The following is a 16318-nucleotide window of genomic DNA, read 5'->3' as shown; positions in this document are numbered from 1 at the left end:
ATTAGCGGGTTAAACGCGCCAGCACGTTATCTATTCTTGCCAGTGCATGACGACAGCGTGCCAGTCGTGCTTCGAATGCCTCTACTTCGCGATGCAGTTTTTGCTGTTCTTCAAAGCCCGTAACCTGTGCCAGGCGTTCTTTACGTTCACGCGTCATTTCAACCAGGCGGCGCTCAAACTCCTGATGTTGAACTCGCTTACGCTGCCAGCGCGCCAGGCCAGGAGAGGCGCTGTCCCACTCCCGGAGCGACCAACTGGCGGTTTCACGTGAAATCGCCTCTAACTGTGAGGCAAGGTGTTCCGTAAGCCAGGTAATTTGTGGTAGTTGTTGCTGTTCAACTGCGCGACGTAGAGCAGTGAGATTATCATCAGCTTCATCCAGACAGGCCTGTAGCAACGTGCTGCGGGTGTGAAACAGATGCCTGTCAAAGCGGGCGCTAAGCGTGGCATGGTGTGCCAGTGGGGCACAACGCTGCCGCAAGCGGTTAAGCTGGTTTTCGAGCGTCTGAAGCAGCATGACGGTTTTCACGACAACACTCCGATGAAAATGAGAACTGTTATGATAAAGTAGCGATTCTCTGTGTTAAGTATTCATATTATGCAACGCATTATTCTAATCATCATAGGCTGGATAGCGGTAGTGTTAGGAACGCTGGGCGTTGTATTGCCTCTGTTGCCGACAACGCCGTTTATCTTGCTGGCCGCCTGGTGTTTTGCTCGCTCGTCGCCGCGTTTTCACGACTGGTTGCTGTACCGTTCGTGGTTCGGCGGGTATCTGCGCCACTGGCAAAAACACCGCGCGATGCCTCCGGGAGCAAAGCCGCGCGCTATTTTGTTGATCCTGGTAACGTTTAGTATTTCACTGTGGCTGGTCAATATGATGTGGGTACGCGGCCTGCTGCTGGTTATTCTCGCCTGTTTACTGATTTTTATGTGGCGGATCCCGGTGATTGATGAAAAACAACAAAAGCAGTAAAGCGCAATAAACGCTGTTGCAATTGTCTCTCACAGCCAGTAAATTCGACCGTTTTCGAGCACAGGCGCAGGTGGTCAAAGGTTAAGCAAATATAACCTTGGCTCTTATACAGACACAAAATCATTCAAGATACGTCGAGGATGAAGTGTATAGTGCGCCGTGAAGTAATACTGTATTAATCAGGCACAAACTTATGACCGCGACTGCACAGCAGCTTGAGTTTCTCAAAAATAGCATCAAAAGCATCCACGATTACCCAAAACCGGGCATTCTTTTTCGTGATGTCACCAGTTTACTGGAAGACCCGAAAGCCTACGCCCTCAGTATTGAATTGCTGGTTGAACGCTACAAAAATGCGGGTATCACTAAAGTGGTTGGTACCGAAGCGCGTGGCTTCCTGTTTGGCGCGCCGGTAGCGTTGGGTCTGGGCGTTGGTTTTGTTCCGGTACGTAAACCCCGTAAGCTTCCGCGTGAAGTTATTGCTGAGAGCTATGAGCTGGAATACGGCACCGATCAACTGGAAATCCACGTTGATGCCATCAAACCTGGCGATAAAGTCCTGGTTGTGGACGACCTGCTGGCAACCGGCGGCACGATTGAAGCGACCGTGAAACTGATCCGCCGTCTGGGTGGTGAAGTGACCGATGCTGCATTTATCATTAACCTGTTTGATCTGGGCGGCGAGCAGCGTCTGGAAAAGCAGGGGCTGACCTGTTATAGCCTGGTTCCATTCCCGGGCCACTAATTTCGGGCTATCTTATCTCGGCAGATTAATACCGAGACACACAACCTCGCCGTCGCTGCGAGGTTGTGTTAGCATTATCTCCCTGTGAATCCACCCTCCAGCCTTTCAGAGCCTGCCAATGAGTTATCAGGTCTTAGCCCGAAAATGGCGCCCACAAACCTTTGCTGACGTCGTCGGCCAGGAACATGTGCTGACGGCACTGGCGAACGGCTTGTCGTTAGGGCGTATTCATCATGCTTATTTGTTTTCCGGCACCCGTGGCGTCGGGAAAACGTCAATCGCCCGTTTGCTGGCGAAGGGATTAAACTGTGAAACCGGCATCACCGCTACGCCGTGCGGCGTGTGTGATAACTGCCGTGAAATCGAGCAGGGGCGCTTTGTCGATCTGATTGAAATCGACGCCGCCTCACGCACCAAAGTCGAAGACACCCGTGACCTGCTGGATAACGTCCAGTACGCGCCAGCGCGCGGTCGCTTTAAGGTCTATTTGATCGACGAAGTGCACATGCTGTCGCGCCACAGTTTTAACGCCTTGCTGAAAACGCTCGAAGAGCCGCCCGCGCACGTTAAGTTCCTGCTGGCGACTACCGATCCGCAGAAGCTGCCGGTGACTATCCTGTCGCGCTGTCTGCAATTCCATCTTAAAGCGTTGGATGTCGAACAGATTCGCCATCAACTTGAGCATATCCTCAAAGAAGAGCATATCGCCCATGAGCCACGTGCGTTGCAACTGCTGGCTCGCGCCGCGGACGGCAGCCTGCGCGATGCGCTGAGCCTGACCGATCAAGCGATCGCCAGCGGCGATGGTCAGGTCTCGACCGACGCGGTCAGCACCATGCTTGGTACGCTGGACGACGACCAGGCGCTTTCGCTGGTTGAAGCGGTTGTGGCTGCGGACGGCGAACGCGTTATGACGCTGGTGAACGATGCCGCCGCGCGCGGTATTGAATGGGAAGCGCTACTGGTTGAGATGTCGGCTCTGCTGCATCGTATTGCCATGGTTCAGCTTTCACCTGCCGCGCTCGGCAGCGATATGGCCGCTATTGAACAGCGTATGCGCGAACTGGCGCGAATCGTCCCGCCAACCGATGTGCAGCTTTACTACCAGACCCTGTTAATCGGGCGCAAAGAACTGCCGTATGCGCCGGACAGGCGAATGGGCGTTGAAATGACGCTGCTACGTGCGCTGGCTTTTCATCCGCGCATGCCGCTCCCGGAACCTGAAGCCCCGCGACACTCGTTTGCCCCGGTCGCACCCACTGCGGTGATGAACCCGACGCAGGTGCCGCAGCAGCCTGCGGCAGCGCAACAGCAACAGAATGTGCCGCTCTCCGATGCTACCAGCCAGGTGCTGGCGGCACGCAGCCAGCTGCAACGCGCTCAGGGAGCAACCAAACCAAAAAAGAGTGAACCGGCAGCCGCTTCCCGCGCGCGGCCGGTGAATAATGCTGCGCTGGAAAGACTGGCTTCGGTGTCGGAACGTGTTCAGGCGCGTCCAGCGGTCTCTGCGCTGGAAAAAGCGCCAGCGAAGAAAGAAGCGTATCGCTGGAAAGCGACCAATCCTGTTGCAGAAGTCAAAGAAGTCGTCGCTACGCCGAAAGCGCTGAAAAAAGCACTTGAGCATGAAAAAACGCCAGAACTGGCGGCAAAGCTGGCGGCTGAGGCCATCGAACGCGACCCGTGGGCCGCACAGGTAAGCCAGCTCTCGCTGCCTAAACTGGTGGAGCAGGTGGCGCTTAATGCCTGGAAAGAAGAGAATGGCAACGTGGTTTGCCTGCACCTGCGTTCCACGCAGCGACACCTTAACTCCAGCGGCGCGCAGCAAAAACTGGCCGAAGCATTGAGTTCCTTAACAGGGTCAACGGTTGAATTGACCATCGTTGAAGATGATAATCCAGCGGTGCGCACGCCGCTGGAGTGGCGTCAGGCCATTTATGAAGAGAAACTCGCGCAGGCGCGTGAGTCGATTATTGCGGATAATAACATTCAGACGCTGCGTCGTTTTTTCGATGCGGACCTGGACGAAGAGAGTATTCGCCCCATTTGATCGTCAGCCCTTACGGTTTGACGGTCGTCATCCCTTAACGTGATTGAGAGAGAAGCCTATGTTTGGTAAAGGCGGTCTGGGTAACCTGATGAAACAGGCCCAGCAGATGCAAGAAAAAATGCAGCAGATGCAGGAAGAAGTCGCCAAGCTGGAAGTGACCGGCGAATCTGGCGCGGGTCTGGTAAAAGTAACCATCAACGGCGCGCATAACTGCCGTCGTGTGGAGATCGATCCAAGCCTGCTGGAAGACGACAAAGAGATGCTGGAAGACTTGGTTGCTGCGGCATTCAACGACGCCGCGCGCCGTATTGAAGAGACGCAGAAAGAGAAGATGGCCTCTGTTTCCTCCGGAATGCAGCTGCCGCCTGGCTTTAAGATGCCGTTCTGATGCAAACCAGCCCGCTGTTAACTCAGCTTATGGAAGCTCTGCGCTGTCTGCCGGGCGTTGGCCCGAAGTCTGCGCAGCGCATGGCGTTCACGCTGCTTCAGCGCGATCGCAGCGGCGGGATGCGTCTGGCGCAGGCGTTAACGAAGGCGATGTCGGAAATCGGCCACTGTGCCGATTGCCGCACATTCACAGAACAGGACGTCTGCAACATCTGCTCGAACCCGCGTCGCCAGGAAAACGGTCAGATTTGCGTGGTGGAGAGTCCGGCGGACATCTACGCCATTGAGCAAACCGGGCAATTTTCTGGACGTTACTTCGTGCTGATGGGACACCTGTCGCCGCTGGACGGTATTGGCCCTGATGATATCGGGCTGGATCGTCTTGAGCAGCGGCTGGCATCTGAGCAAATCAGCGAACTGATCCTGGCGACCAATCCCACGGTCGAAGGAGAGGCGACCGCCAACTATATTGCTGAGCTTTGCATGCAATATGACGTTGAAGCCAGCCGTATCGCCCATGGCGTTCCGGTTGGTGGCGAGCTGGAAATGGTCGATGGCACCACGCTGTCGCACTCTCTGGCAGGACGACACAAGATTAAATTCTGAACAAACGGAGGCCGCGACGGCGGCTTCCGCTTGAAATCCTTCCCGCTTGTCCCCATTTCACCCTCAACCTGTTTTTACCATTGAAGATGGCATTGTTGAGGTAGACCTACATGAAAGGACAAGAAACTCGTGGTTTTCAGTCAGAAGTAAAACAGCTTCTGCACCTGATGATCCATTCTCTGTATTCCAATAAAGAAATCTTCCTGCGTGAGCTTATCTCTAACGCCTCGGATGCGGCAGACAAGCTGCGTTTTCGCGCACTGTCTAACCCGGACCTGTATGAAGGTGACGGTGAGCTGCGTGTGCGTGTTTCCTTCGATAAAGATAAGCGTACGTTGACCATTGCCGATAACGGCGTGGGGATGAACCGCGATGACGTTATCGATCATCTGGGGACCATTGCGAAATCCGGTACTAAATCTTTCCTTGAATCCATGGGATCCGATCAGGCGAAAGACAGCCAGTTGATCGGCCAGTTCGGGGTTGGCTTCTACTCTGCGTTCATCGTGGCGGATAAAGTCACCGTGCGTACCCGCGCAGCGGGCGATAAACCGGAAAATGGTGTGTTCTGGGAATCTGCGGGTGAAGGTGAGTACACCGTTGCCGACATCACCAAAGACGATCGCGGCACCGAAATCACGCTGCATCTGCGCGAAGGCGAAGACGAGTTCCTTGATGACTGGCGCGTACGTTCCATCATCAGCAAATATTCCGACCATATCGCGCTGCCGGTAGAGATCGAAAAATCCGAAGAGAAAGACGGCGAGACCGTGGTTTCTTGGGAAAAGATCAACAAGGCGCAGGCGCTGTGGACCCGTAACAAGTCGGAAATCAAAGACGACGAGTACAACGAATTCTACAAACATATCGCGCACGACTTCACTGATCCGCTGACCTGGAGTCATAACCGTGTGGAAGGTAAGCAGGAGTACACCAGCCTGCTGTACATCCCGTCTCAGGCTCCGTGGGATATGTGGAACCGCGATCACAAGCATGGTCTGAAACTGTACGTTCAGCGCGTGTTCATTATGGACGACGCCGAGCAGTTTATGCCGAATTACCTGCGCTTTGTGCGTGGCCTGATAGATTCTAACGATCTGCCGCTGAACGTTTCTCGTGAGATCCTGCAGGACAGCACCGTCACCCGTAACCTGCGTAGCGCGCTGACCAAACGCGTACTGCAGATGCTGGAAAAACTGGCGAAAGACGACGCGGAAAAATACCAGACCTTCTGGAAACAGTTCGGCCTGGTGCTGAAAGAAGGCCCGGCGGAAGACAACGCTAACCAGGAAACGATCGCTAAGCTGATGCGCTTCGCGTCCACGCACACTGACTCCTCCGCACAAACCGTGTCGCTGGAAGACTACGTGTCGCGTATGAAAGAAGGGCAGGAGAAAATCTACTACATCACCGCAGACAGCTATGCGGCGGCGAAGAGCAGCCCGCACCTGGAACTGTTGCGTAAGAAAGGCATCGAAGTGCTGCTGCTTTCTGACCGTATCGATGAGTGGATGATGAACTACCTGACCGAGTTCGACGGTAAGGCATTCCAGTCCGTAGCCAAAGCTGACGAGTCCATCGACAAGCTGGCGGATGACGTTGACGAATCGGCAAAAGAAGCGGAAAAAGCGCTGACGCCGTTCGTTGAGCGCGTGAAAACCCTGCTGGGCGATCGCGTAAAAGAAGTGCGTCTGACTCACCGTCTGACCGACACGCCGGCCATCGTTACCACCGATGCGGACGAAATGAGCACCCAGATGGCGAAACTGTTCGCTGCTGCTGGCCAGGCCGTACCGGAAGTGAAATATATCTTTGAACTCAACCCAGACCACGTGCTGGTCAAACGCACGGCGGATACCCAGGACGAAGCACAGTTCAAAGAGTGGGTTGAACTGCTGCTGGATCAGGCGCTGTTTGCTGAACGCGGCACGCTGGAAGATCCAAACCAGTTCATTCGTCGTATGAACCAGTTGCTGGTGTCCTGATAGCCGTAAGGTAATGCCGGATGATGCTAACGCGTGTCCGGCTTACACCATCTCGTCGATCCCTGGCCGGATACGGTGTTTACACCGCGATCCGGCATTTTCTCTCCTCATTTTTAATTTTCCCACCGTTAACCGTTTCAGCGTCGGGCGTCTTCCTTGAGCCAATTGCGTGATGGTGGTATCGTTTAGCGCTTTTTAAAAAATATCGACAACCTTTAAGGGGATTTTCGTAATGCGTATCATTCTGCTTGGCGCTCCGGGCGCGGGTAAAGGAACTCAGGCTCAGTTCATCATGGAGAAGTATGGTATTCCGCAAATCTCCACCGGTGATATGCTGCGTGCTGCCGTGAAATCTGGCTCCGAGCTGGGCAAACAAGCGAAAGACATCATGGACGCCGGTAAGCTGGTGACTGATGAGCTGGTGATCGCGCTGGTAAAAGAGCGTATTGCTCAGGAAGACTGCCGTAATGGTTTCCTGCTTGATGGCTTCCCGCGTACTATTCCGCAGGCTGATGCCATGAAAGAAGCAGGCATCAACGTGGACTACGTTCTTGAATTCGACGTTCCGGACGAGCTGATCGTTGACCGTATCGTGGGTCGTCGCGTACACGCTGCTTCTGGCCGCGTTTACCACATCAAATTCAACCCGCCTAAGGTTGAAGGCAAAGACGACGTGACCGGCGAAGAGCTGACCACCCGTAAAGACGATCAGGAAGAGACCGTACGTAAGCGCCTGGTGGAATACCATCAGATGACCGCTCCGCTGATCGGCTACTACTCTAAAGAAGCGCAGGCGGGTAACACCAAATACGCGAAAGTTGACGGCACCCAGGCTGTGGCTGACGTTCGCGCAGCGCTGGAAAAAATCCTCGGTTAAGTTTTAGCGCAATCAATGCCGGATGGCGGTGTCAACACCTTATCCGGCCTACGATTTTATGTAGGCCTGATAAGCGCAGCGCCATCAGGCAAATTCTCGTCTTACCTTTCACAGCAATTAGTTCTTCTTTATCGCTTTTCCGCTACAATTATCAACAATTTGAATCGATAAGAGGCGGTAATGCGTCAGACGAAAACCGGTATCCTGCTGGCAAACCTCGGCACTCCCGATGCCCCAACCCCCGAAGCCGTTAAGCGCTACCTGCGCCAGTTTTTAAGCGATCAACGCGTAGTCGATACGTCACCTGCGCTGTGGTGGCCGCTGCTGCGTGGTGTGATTTTGCCGCTGCGTGCGCCACGTGTGGCAAAGCTGTACCAGTCAATCTGGATGGAAGACGGTTCCCCGCTGATGGTCTACAGCAAGGCGCAACAGCAGGCGCTGGCGCAACGTCTGCCAAATACGCCTGTCGCGCTGGGGATGAGCTACGGTTCACCGTCGCTTGAAAGCGCGGTCGATGAACTGCTGGCAAGCGGAGTTGAACACATGGTGGTGTTACCGCTGTACCCGCAATATTCCTGTTCTACCGTGGCGGCCGTCTGGGACGAACTGGCGCGAATCTTAGCGCGTAAACGCAGTATTCCTGGCATCTCATTTATTCGTGATTACGCCGATGACAGCAGCTACATTGATGCGCTGGCCAAGAGCGCCCGTGATTCATTTGCTCAACATGGTGAACCCGATTTGCTGCTGCTTTCCTACCACGGCATTCCGCAGCGCTACGCCGATGAAGGCGATGACTACCCGCAGCGCTGCCGCGATACGACTCGTGAGCTGGTTTCAGCGCTTGGCTTGCCGCCGGAAAAAGTGATGATGACCTTCCAGTCTCGCTTTGGCCGTGAACCGTGGTTAACGCCATATACCGATGAAACGTTAAAAATGCTGGCGGAGAAAGGGACCCGACATATCCAGGTCATGTGTCCAGGCTTCGCGGCTGATTGTCTCGAAACGCTGGAAGAGATAGCGGTGCAAAACCGGGAGATTTTCCTTGAGGCAGGCGGTAAGCAATATGAGTATATTCCGGCGCTGAATGCCACACCGGAACATATCGAAATGATGGTTAAACTGACCGCAGCCTACCGTTAAAGCTGCGCTCTGAAGTAACGCGCGCCCTCCCGCAACGCATCGTCGGCGGTTTTCATCATCCGCGAATAGTGCAGGAAGGCGTGCAACGTGCCGGGGTACATTTTGTACTGGCAGGGCTGCTGATGCGCCTGTAGCGTCTGGAATAATAAGCGGCTATCGTCAATCAGCGGATCAAACTCCGCACCGGCGATAAAACACGGCGGTACGTCGCGCGTCAGGTCGTTATTAAACAGGCAATAGTACGGTGATTCACGATCGTCGGCGCTACGCAGGTACGCGTTTTCGTACATCTGCAGATCCTCGCGAGTTAAACCATCCCAGGCTCCGCCCATTAGCCGTCGGCTCAGTGAATCCTGCAGGCCGTAAAGCCCATACCACAACAGCACGCCAGCCACCTTGCCGCAGGCAATGTGTTTATCCCGCAACCACAACGCGCTGGCAAGCGCCAGCATGGCCCCGGCGGAATCGCCCGCAAAACCAATATGATTCACATTAAGGGAATAATCGCCAGCGTGCTGATAAAAGTACTGACAGACGGCGACAATCTCTTCGATGGCTTGCGGGTAGCGGGCCTCTGGCGCAAGCGAATAGTCGATGCCAATTATTGTGCACTGCGTATAGCGCGCCAGTAAACGCATAATGCGATCGTGGGTATCCAGATTACCGAGAATAAAACCGCCGCCGTGCAGGTAATATAGCGTCGCCTGGCTATGGGGCTGCGGAGCGTAAATTCGTGTGGCAACGGGGCCGCATGCGGTGGAAATAACGCATTCTCGGGTATTCATCTGTGGGGCATCGGCATTCCACAACTGCCGTTCATGAATGTAGTGTTTACGCTGGGCCACAAAGTCATCGGCAGCGGGCCACGGCGGCAAATCTTCGCGATGAAAATTCACCACACTTTTCATTTCATCCGAAATGTTGTCGAGTACGGGGATCTTGTTTTCCGGCTTCATAAAGCGCTCCTTGTGAAGGTGAGTTATTGTAGAAATTCATCCCGGATAAACTGCGATCTCACCGTCCGATATTGAAACTCAGCGCCGCATCGCATGCGCAGCGGGGAATGTGCTACCATGCATCGCTCAGCTAACCACCCGTAAAATCGACCATGAAATTTCCCGGTAAACGTAAATCCAAACACTATTTCCCCGTCAGCGCGCGCGATCCGTTGCTGCAACAAATTCAGCCAGAAAATGAAACCAGCGCAGCCTGGGTGGTGGGTATTGACCAGACGCTGGTGGATATTGAAGCCAAAGTTGATGATAACTTTGTAAAACGTTATGGATTAAGCGCCGGGCACTCTCTGGTGATTGCAGATGATGTCGCTGAAGCGCTCTACCAGGAACTGGTGCGTGAAAATTTGATCACCCATCAGTTTGCGGGCGGTACTATCGGTAATACGATGCACAACTACTCCGTGCTGGCGGATGACCGCTCGGTGCTGCTGGGTGTGATGTGCAGCAATATCGAGATTGGCAGCTATGCGTACCGCTATTTATGCAATACCTCCAGTCGTACCGATCTGAACTACCTGCAGGGCGTAGATGGACCGATTGGTCGCTGCTTTACGCTGATTGGCGAGTCCGGTGAGCGTACCTTTGCAATCAGCCCTGGGCATATGAACAAGCTGCGGGCGGATAGCATCCCTGAATCGGTGATTGCCGGAGCGTCCGCGCTGGTGCTGACGTCCTATCTGGTGCGCTGCGAGCCGGGCGAGCCAATGCCGGAAGCGACCATGAAGGCGATCGAATTTGCTAAAAAACACAATGTACCGGTGGTACTGACGCTGGGCACCAAATTTGTCATTGCCGATAATCCGCAGTGGTGGCAGGCATTCCTGAAAGAGCATGTCTCAATTCTGGCGATGAATGAAGAAGAGGCCGAAGCGCTGACCGGCGAAAACGATCCGCTGCTGGCGTCCGACAAGGCGCTGGATTGGGTGGATCTGGTGCTGTGCACAGCGGGTCCGGCGGGTCTTTATATGGCGGGCTTTACGGAAGAAGAAGTCAAACGTAAAACCCAGCATCCGCTGCTGCCTGGGGCCATTGCCGAATTCAACCAGTACGAGTTTAGCCGCGCCATGCGCCATAAAGATTGTACCAATCCGCTGCGTGTGTATTCGCACATCGCACCGTATATGGGCGGGCCAGAGAAGATCATGAATACCAACGGCGCTGGCGACGGCGCGCTGGCGGCATTGCTGCATGATATTACCGCTAACAGCTATCACCGCAGCAACGTGCCTAACTCCAGCAAGCACAAGTTCACCTGGCTGACCTATTCGTCGTTAGCCCAGGTGTGTAAATATGCGAATCGCGTGAGTTATCAGGTGCTGAACCAGCATTCCCCGCGCCTGACGCGCGGTTTGCCGGAACGCGAAGATAGCCTCGAAGAGTCGTACTGGGATCGTTAAATCATGCACATGCCGGATAAGCGATAGCGTCATCCGGCAACGACATCAGCCTGTAACGACCACCTCACCTGCAGGCGGCGTTTCAATCAGCTCCAGCATGGTACGGGCGATTTCACGCTCACCCATGACGACCTGATTGGCGCCGCGTTCGGTAATGTATTCCACCTCGTCGTCATAATGCGCGCGGGCGATAATTTCAATCGACGGGCACTTCTCGCGTGCTGAAGCGACTATTTCACCCGCTTCATAGCCATTGGGAATGGTCAGCAGCAGCCAGCGTGCGCAATCCAGATGCGCCAGATTCATAATTTCTTCGTTGGCGGCATTTCCCAGCACCGCGCGGATCCCGCGCTCGCGCAGTTCATCCACTCGGGTGCGTGAGGTTTCGATAACTACCAGCGGGATCCCCGCAGCCATCAATTTCTCGCCCAGCAGGCTACCGACGCGCCCAAAGCCAACCAGCAGGGCGTGATTGCAGATATCCACCGGAATTTGCTTCTCTTCTTCAATAGCCTCTTCCAGCGTCTGTTCTTCCAGCGTTTCTGTTTTGGCGAGATATTTTTCTAACACCGCGAACAGCACCGGGTTAAGCATGATGGACAGGATCGCCCCCGCCAGCACCAGATTCTGTCCGGCCTGCGGCAGCAGGTTTAACGCCATGCCCAGACCCGCCAGGATAAAGGCAAATTCACCAATCTGCGCCAGGCTGGTGGCAATGGTGAGCGCTGTGCGTTGGGAGTGACCAAACAGGCGCACCAGGAAATAGGCGGCAAGGGATTTACCAAAGATGATAATCGCCAGCGTGCCCAGCACCGCCAGCGGTTGCTGAATCAGAATCATGGGATCAAAGAGCATCCCGACGGAAACGAAGAACAGTACGGCGAACGCATCGCGCAGCGGCAGGGTGTCATGCGCCGCACGGTGACTCAGTTCAGATTCGTTCAGCACCATGCCAGCGAAGAATGCCCCCAGTGCAAAGGAGACATCGAACAGCTCCACTGCGCCAAATGCGATACCTAATGCGAGGGCGAGGACTGACAGGGTAAACAGTTCGCGTGAGCCGGTTGCGGCGCTACGGGCCATAATCCACGGCACCAGGCGACGACCAACCAGCATCATAATTGCGATAAACGCCACCACCTTACCGATGGTAATGCCCATATCTACGGCCAGCGAGGCAAAGCCGACATCTTCTTTTTCCAGCATTCCAGCGACGGCTGGCAGGAGAACCAGCGTCAGCACCATCATCAGGTCTTCGACAATCAGCCAGCCAATGGCGATTTGCCCGCGCTGACTGTCAATGAGCTGCCTTTCTTCAAGCGCACGCAATAGCACCACGGTACTGGCGGTTGAAAGACACAGACCAAACACGATCCCTACCATCAGCGACCAGCCCATCACCGCTGAAAGCGCCATGCCCAGCAGCGTTGCCACCGCTATCTGGGCAATCGCGCCGGGAATGGCGATAGACTTTACCGCCATCAAATCCTTCAGCGAAAAGTGCAGCCCCACGCCGAACATCAGCAGGATTACGCCAAGCTCGGCCAGTTCAGGCGCTAGCTTGGTATCAGCAACAAAACCAGGTGTAAATGGACCGGCCAGAACGCCCGCTAACAGATATCCCACCAGAGGAGAAATACGTAGTTTATTGGCAATCATGCCTAATATAAAAGCGAGCACAAGGCCGCCGACAATGGTGGTGATAAGCGGGGTGGCGTGATGCATTCCGTCTCCTTTGGTTGCTGTGATAATCCTGAAAACTCAAACGACGAGTAATAGTTTATGACAATTTTGATGTTTTTGTTTGTGAATAATTATTGAATTTTGATGAAAATAGGATTTTAGACGTAAAAAAGCACGGATCGGAAAAGTACAGCGGTATGTGAGAGGCAAAGGCTGATGGCTACTGTAAGTCTGACGGCCAAAATTTACTTTTGGCCGTCAGAAAATCAGGCTTTATGTCGGTTATCAGGTAAGAATATGGTCAGTATCCCCAGTAGTGGCAGGAAAGCACATATTTTGTAGACCAAATCGATGCTGGTATGGTCGGCAATCAGCCCTAACACCGCGGCTCCCAAGCCGCCCATGCCGAAGGCAAAACCGAAAAATAGCCCAGAAACCATGCCGATACGGCCAGGAAGCAGCTCCTGCGCGTAGACCAGAATGGCAGAAAACGCCGATGCGAGGATAAAACCAATGATCACGGTTAAAATCCCGGTCCATTCCAGCGTTGCGTAGGGTAAAAAGAGGGTAAAGGGTGCTACGCCGAGGATAGAGCCCCAAATAACATATTTTCTGCCAATTTTATCGCCCAATGGTCCACCAATCACCGTCCCGGCTGCGACGGCAAACAGGAAGGCAAACAGGTGAAACTGGGCATTTTGTACCGATAATCCGAATTTTTGCATCAGATAAAAGGTGTAATAGCTGCTGATGCTCGCCATATAGAAGTATTTGGAGAAAATCAGCACCAGCAAGATGCTTACCGCCAGTACCACTTTATTCCGTGGTAACGGATTCACGATGGCGACTTTCGGTTTTCCTTTACTCATCCGGTGCTGCGCGGCATACCAACGGCTGATTTGCGCCAGGACGACAATCGCTAATAACGCAGCCAGCACAAACCAGGCCACATTACCCTTACCATATGGCGCGATGATGACAGCCGCCAGTAACGGTCCCAGAGAGCTACCGAAGTTGCCGCCAACCTGGAAAATTGACTGGGCAAGACCGTGACGACCGCCGGAGGCCATTCGCGCCACGCGGGATGATTCCGGGTGAAATACCGAAGAGCCGGTACCAACCAGCGCTGCGGCGAGCAGGACCATATGGAAACTGCCGGCCATGGCCAGCAAAACAAGCCCACTCAGCGTGAAGCACATCCCAATGGGCAGCGACCACGGCATCGGGTATTTATCCGTCCAGTAACCCACAACCGGTTGCAGCAGTGAGGAAGCAAGCTGGAAGGTCAGGGTAATCATCCCTATCTGCATAAACGTCAGCGAGAACTCTGACTGCAATAGCGGATAAATCGCCAGGATCAGCGACTGGATCATATCGTTTAGCAGATGGGAGAGGCTGATTGCCCCTAAAATGCCAAATGAGGTGCGTGCTTTAGCAACCGACGCTGACGCGCCAGCCACTGGCTGGGTTGGTTCACTTATTGCCATAGAAAGTCACTTCTGTTTGGGTTGCGATTATGAGGGTAATCTAATTTGTTATTATTACCTGACTAACATACCTGCGGAAGGTGTTTGAAGGAAGTCTCATTTCTGAAAACATTTTCGGCTATTATTTTCAGTAGCTGTAATTTTATGCCCGACTAATTCGACTTACAGGTAGGCGGCAAACGCGAGAGTCCCAGGAGCTTACTGCATAAGCGACAGGGGGAAGTGAGCGCAGCCAACGCACATGTAATTTGAAGGATAACGGGTATGGCGGTTGATATTGAGTCAGGGAGTGAAATATGAAGTTTTTAAAACGGGGCGTGGCGCTGGCGTTATTAGCCGCATTTGCGCTGGCAGGTCAACCTGCACAGGCGTACGAAAAAGATAAAACCTACAAAATTACCATTCTGCATACCAACGATCATCACGGTCACTTCTGGCGCAGCGAATACGGTGAATACGGGCTGGCGGCACAAAAAACGCTGGTGGACGGTATTCGTAAAGAGGTGGCTGAGGAAGGAGGCAGTGTACTGCTGCTTTCCGGTGGCGACATTAATACCGGCGTACCGGAGTCCGATCTGCAGGATGCGGAACCTGATTTTCGCGGAATGAACCTGATTGGCTATGATGCGATGGCGGTCGGAAACCACGAGTTTGATAATCCGCTTAGCGTATTGCGCCAGCAGGAAAAATGGTCCAAATTCCCGTTTCTCTCGGCCAATATCTATCAGAAAAGCACCGGTGAGCGTTTGTTTAAGCCGTGGGCCATCTTTAAGCGCCAGGATTTAAAAATTGCCGTACTCGGTTTAACCACTGACGATACGGCGAAAATTGGCAACCCTGAGTTCTTTACCGATATTGAGTTCCGTAAACCTGCTGATGAAGCCAAACTGGTTATCCAGGAACTGAATATGGGGGAAAAGCCGGACATCATTATTGCGACCACCCATATGGGACATTATGACAATGGCAATCACGGCTCGAACGCGCCTGGCGACGTAGAAATGGCGCGCAGCCTGCCGGCGGGATCGCTGGCAATGATTGTGGGTGGTCACTCGCAGGATCCGGTATGTATGGCCGCGGAAAACAAGAAGCAGGTTGATTACGTACCGGGTACGCCGTGTGCGCCAGACAAGCAAAACGGGATCTGGATTGTGCAGGCGCATGAGTGGGGGAAATACGTTGGGCGGGCGGACTTTGAGTTCCGCAATGGCGAAATGAAAATGGTTAACTACCAGCTCATCCCCGTCAACCTGAAGAAAAAAGTGACCTGGGACAACGGTAAAAGTGAGCGCGTACTCTACACCCCGGAAATTGCAGAAAATCAGCAAATGCTTTCTCTGCTGACGCCGTTCCAGAATAAAGGTAAAGCGCAGCTCGACGTGAAAATTGGTAGCGTCAATGCGCGCCTCGAAGGCGACCGTAGTAAAGTCCGTTTCGTGCAGACCAACATGGGGCATTTACTGTTGGCTGCGCAAATGGCGCGAACCAGCGCTGATTTTGGCGTGATGAGCGGCGGCGGTATCCGTGACTCCATCGAAGGCGGTGATATCACCTATAAGAGCGTGCTGAAGGTGCAGCCGTTCGGTAACATCGTGGTGTACGCCGACATGAGCGGGAAAGAGGTGATTGACTATCTGACCGCCGTGGCGCAAATGAAGCCGGATTCCGGGGCTTATCCGCAGTTTGCCAACGTCAGCTTCGTGGCGAAAGACGGCAAACTTAACGATTTGAAAATTAAAGGCGAACCCGTTGATCCAGCCAAAACCTATCGCATGGCAACGCTGAGCTTCAATGCCACCGGCGGCGATGGCTATCCGCGAATTGATAACAAGCCTGGCTATGTGAATACCGGGTTTATTGATGCGGAAGTGCTGAAAGAGTACGTACAGAAGAACTCACCGCTCGATGCCGGTGCGTATGAGCCGAAGGGCGAGGTAAGCTGGCAGTAACAGGGCAATTTGGGGCATCA

At 53.8% G+C, this 16318-nt stretch carries 14 protein-coding genes and 1 other annotated feature; of the genes, 10 read left to right on the top strand and 4 right to left on the bottom strand.

Annotated elements, in window-relative coordinates; all coding sequences use genetic code 11:
* Window position 1: 1 nt before the first annotated feature.
* Window positions 2–529: a primosomal replication protein N'' gene (gene priC, locus KQJ19_RS04835; RefSeq protein WP_016152078.1), complete on the bottom strand. Its 528-nt coding sequence runs from the start codon at window positions 527–529 to the stop codon at window positions 2–4.
* A 69-nt stretch (window positions 530–598) separates the two neighbouring features.
* Between priC and KQJ19_RS04830 the strand changes: the two genes are divergently transcribed.
* The 8 genes from KQJ19_RS04830 to hemH all read left to right on the top strand — a co-directional run bounded on the left by KQJ19_RS04830 (window position 599) and on the right by hemH (window position 8766).
* A complete protein-coding gene (locus tag KQJ19_RS04830; protein ID WP_029139439.1) occupies window positions 599–976 on the top strand; it encodes a DUF454 family protein in 378 nt (125 codons plus the stop codon).
* Between the two features lie 193 nt (window positions 977–1169).
* Window positions 1170–1721: an adenine phosphoribosyltransferase gene (apt, locus tag KQJ19_RS04825; RefSeq protein WP_006685676.1), complete on the top strand. Its 552-nt coding sequence runs from the start codon at window positions 1170–1172 to the stop codon at window positions 1719–1721.
* Between the two features lie 118 nt (window positions 1722–1839).
* Complete coding sequence (dnaX, locus tag KQJ19_RS04820; protein ID WP_181546131.1) at window positions 1840–3768, top strand: DNA polymerase III subunit gamma/tau; 1929 nt, start codon at window positions 1840–1842, stop codon at window positions 3766–3768.
* Window positions 3101–3165 (top strand) — a sequence feature (DnaX frameshifting element). It overlaps the preceding gene by 65 nt.
* Before the next feature lie 58 nt (window positions 3769–3826).
* Window positions 3827–4156 (top strand): YbaB/EbfC family nucleoid-associated protein, encoded by a 330-nt coding sequence (locus tag KQJ19_RS04815; RefSeq protein WP_003021764.1) that lies wholly within the window; start codon window positions 3827–3829, stop codon window positions 4154–4156.
* On the top strand, window positions 4156–4761 hold the full coding sequence (gene recR, locus KQJ19_RS04810; RefSeq protein WP_016152082.1) for a recombination mediator RecR: 606 nt from the start codon (window positions 4156–4158) through the stop codon (window positions 4759–4761). The genes KQJ19_RS04815 and recR overlap by 1 nt, the downstream gene beginning before the upstream one ends.
* A 110-nt stretch (window positions 4762–4871) precedes the next feature.
* Window positions 4872–6746, top strand: coding sequence for a molecular chaperone HtpG (gene htpG / locus KQJ19_RS04805; protein ID WP_016152083.1), 1875 nt, complete (start codon window positions 4872–4874; stop codon window positions 6744–6746).
* A 232-nt stretch (window positions 6747–6978) separates the two neighbouring features.
* On the top strand, window positions 6979–7623 hold the full coding sequence (gene adk, locus KQJ19_RS04800; RefSeq protein ID WP_003021773.1) for an adenylate kinase: 645 nt from the start codon (window positions 6979–6981) through the stop codon (window positions 7621–7623).
* 180 nt (window positions 7624–7803) lie between these two features.
* Window positions 7804–8766 carry a ferrochelatase gene (gene hemH / locus KQJ19_RS04795; RefSeq protein ID WP_016152084.1) on the top strand — a complete coding sequence of 321 codons (963 nt, stop codon included), beginning with the start codon at window positions 7804–7806 and terminating at the stop codon, window positions 8764–8766.
* Here the strand turns inward: hemH and aes are convergent.
* On the bottom strand, window positions 8763–9722 hold the full coding sequence (gene aes, locus KQJ19_RS04790; protein ID WP_204551528.1) for an acetyl esterase: 960 nt from the start codon (window positions 9720–9722) through the stop codon (window positions 8763–8765). The two genes, hemH and aes, sit on opposite strands and share 4 nt — an antisense overlap.
* Before the next feature lie 152 nt (window positions 9723–9874).
* On the opposite strand from aes, the gene gsk reads away from it, so the two are divergent.
* A complete protein-coding gene (gsk, locus tag KQJ19_RS04785) occupies window positions 9875–11179 on the top strand; it encodes an inosine/guanosine kinase (RefSeq protein ID WP_016152086.1) in 1305 nt (434 codons plus the stop codon).
* Window positions 11180–11224: 45 nt separating this feature from the next.
* Here the strand turns inward: gsk and ybaL are convergent, their stop codons facing one another.
* Both ybaL and fsr read right to left on the bottom strand, forming a co-directional pair.
* Window positions 11225–12904: a YbaL family putative K(+) efflux transporter gene (gene ybaL, locus KQJ19_RS04780; RefSeq protein WP_016152087.1), complete on the bottom strand. Its 1680-nt coding sequence runs from the start codon at window positions 12902–12904 to the stop codon at window positions 11225–11227.
* Between the two features lie 224 nt (window positions 12905–13128).
* Entirely contained in the window at window positions 13129–14349 is a 1221-nt protein-coding gene (gene fsr, locus KQJ19_RS04775; RefSeq protein ID WP_016155879.1) for a fosmidomycin MFS transporter, read from the bottom strand.
* 296 nt (window positions 14350–14645) lie between these two features.
* Here fsr and ushA point away from each other — a divergent pair, with 296 nt between their 5' ends.
* A complete protein-coding gene (ushA, locus tag KQJ19_RS04770) occupies window positions 14646–16298 on the top strand; it encodes a bifunctional UDP-sugar hydrolase/5'-nucleotidase UshA (RefSeq protein WP_016155880.1) in 1653 nt (550 codons plus the stop codon).
* Window positions 16299–16318: the final 20 nt, after the last annotated feature.

Source organism: Citrobacter sp. S46_ASV_140 (assembly GCF_018919545.1).
Taxonomy (GTDB): domain Bacteria; phylum Pseudomonadota; class Gammaproteobacteria; order Enterobacterales; family Enterobacteriaceae; genus Citrobacter; species Citrobacter braakii.
This window is presented reverse-complemented; position numbering and strand designations above follow the sequence as displayed.

What these genes read in the sequence shown, in the direction of transcription:
- apt (WP_006685676.1), top strand. Translation starts at nt 1,170, where the DNA reads ATGACCGCGACTGCACAGCAGCTTGAGTTTCTCAAAAATAGCATCAAA.
- dnaX (WP_181546131.1), top strand. Translation starts at nt 1,840, where the DNA reads ATGAGTTATCAGGTCTTAGCCCGAAAATGGCGCCCACAAACCTTTGCT.
- adk (WP_003021773.1), top strand. Translation starts at nt 6,979, where the DNA reads ATGCGTATCATTCTGCTTGGCGCTCCGGGCGCGGGTAAAGGAACTCAG.
- ushA (WP_016155880.1), top strand. Translation starts at nt 14,646, where the DNA reads ATGAAGTTTTTAAAACGGGGCGTGGCGCTGGCGTTATTAGCCGCATTT.
- fsr (WP_016155879.1), bottom strand. Translation starts at nt 14,349, where the DNA reads ATGGCAATAAGTGAACCAACCCAGCCAGTGGCTGGCGCGTCAGCGTCG.
- gsk (WP_016152086.1), top strand. Translation starts at nt 9,875, where the DNA reads ATGAAATTTCCCGGTAAACGTAAATCCAAACACTATTTCCCCGTCAGC.
- KQJ19_RS04830 (WP_029139439.1), top strand. Translation starts at nt 599, where the DNA reads ATGCAACGCATTATTCTAATCATCATAGGCTGGATAGCGGTAGTGTTA.
- aes (WP_204551528.1), bottom strand. Translation starts at nt 9,722, where the DNA reads ATGAAGCCGGAAAACAAGATCCCCGTACTCGACAACATTTCGGATGAA.
- htpG (WP_016152083.1), top strand. Translation starts at nt 4,872, where the DNA reads ATGAAAGGACAAGAAACTCGTGGTTTTCAGTCAGAAGTAAAACAGCTT.
- hemH (WP_016152084.1), top strand. Translation starts at nt 7,804, where the DNA reads ATGCGTCAGACGAAAACCGGTATCCTGCTGGCAAACCTCGGCACTCCC.
- ybaL (WP_016152087.1), bottom strand. Translation starts at nt 12,904, where the DNA reads ATGCATCACGCCACCCCGCTTATCACCACCATTGTCGGCGGCCTTGTG.
- recR (WP_016152082.1), top strand. Translation starts at nt 4,156, where the DNA reads ATGCAAACCAGCCCGCTGTTAACTCAGCTTATGGAAGCTCTGCGCTGT.
- KQJ19_RS04815 (WP_003021764.1), top strand. Translation starts at nt 3,827, where the DNA reads ATGTTTGGTAAAGGCGGTCTGGGTAACCTGATGAAACAGGCCCAGCAG.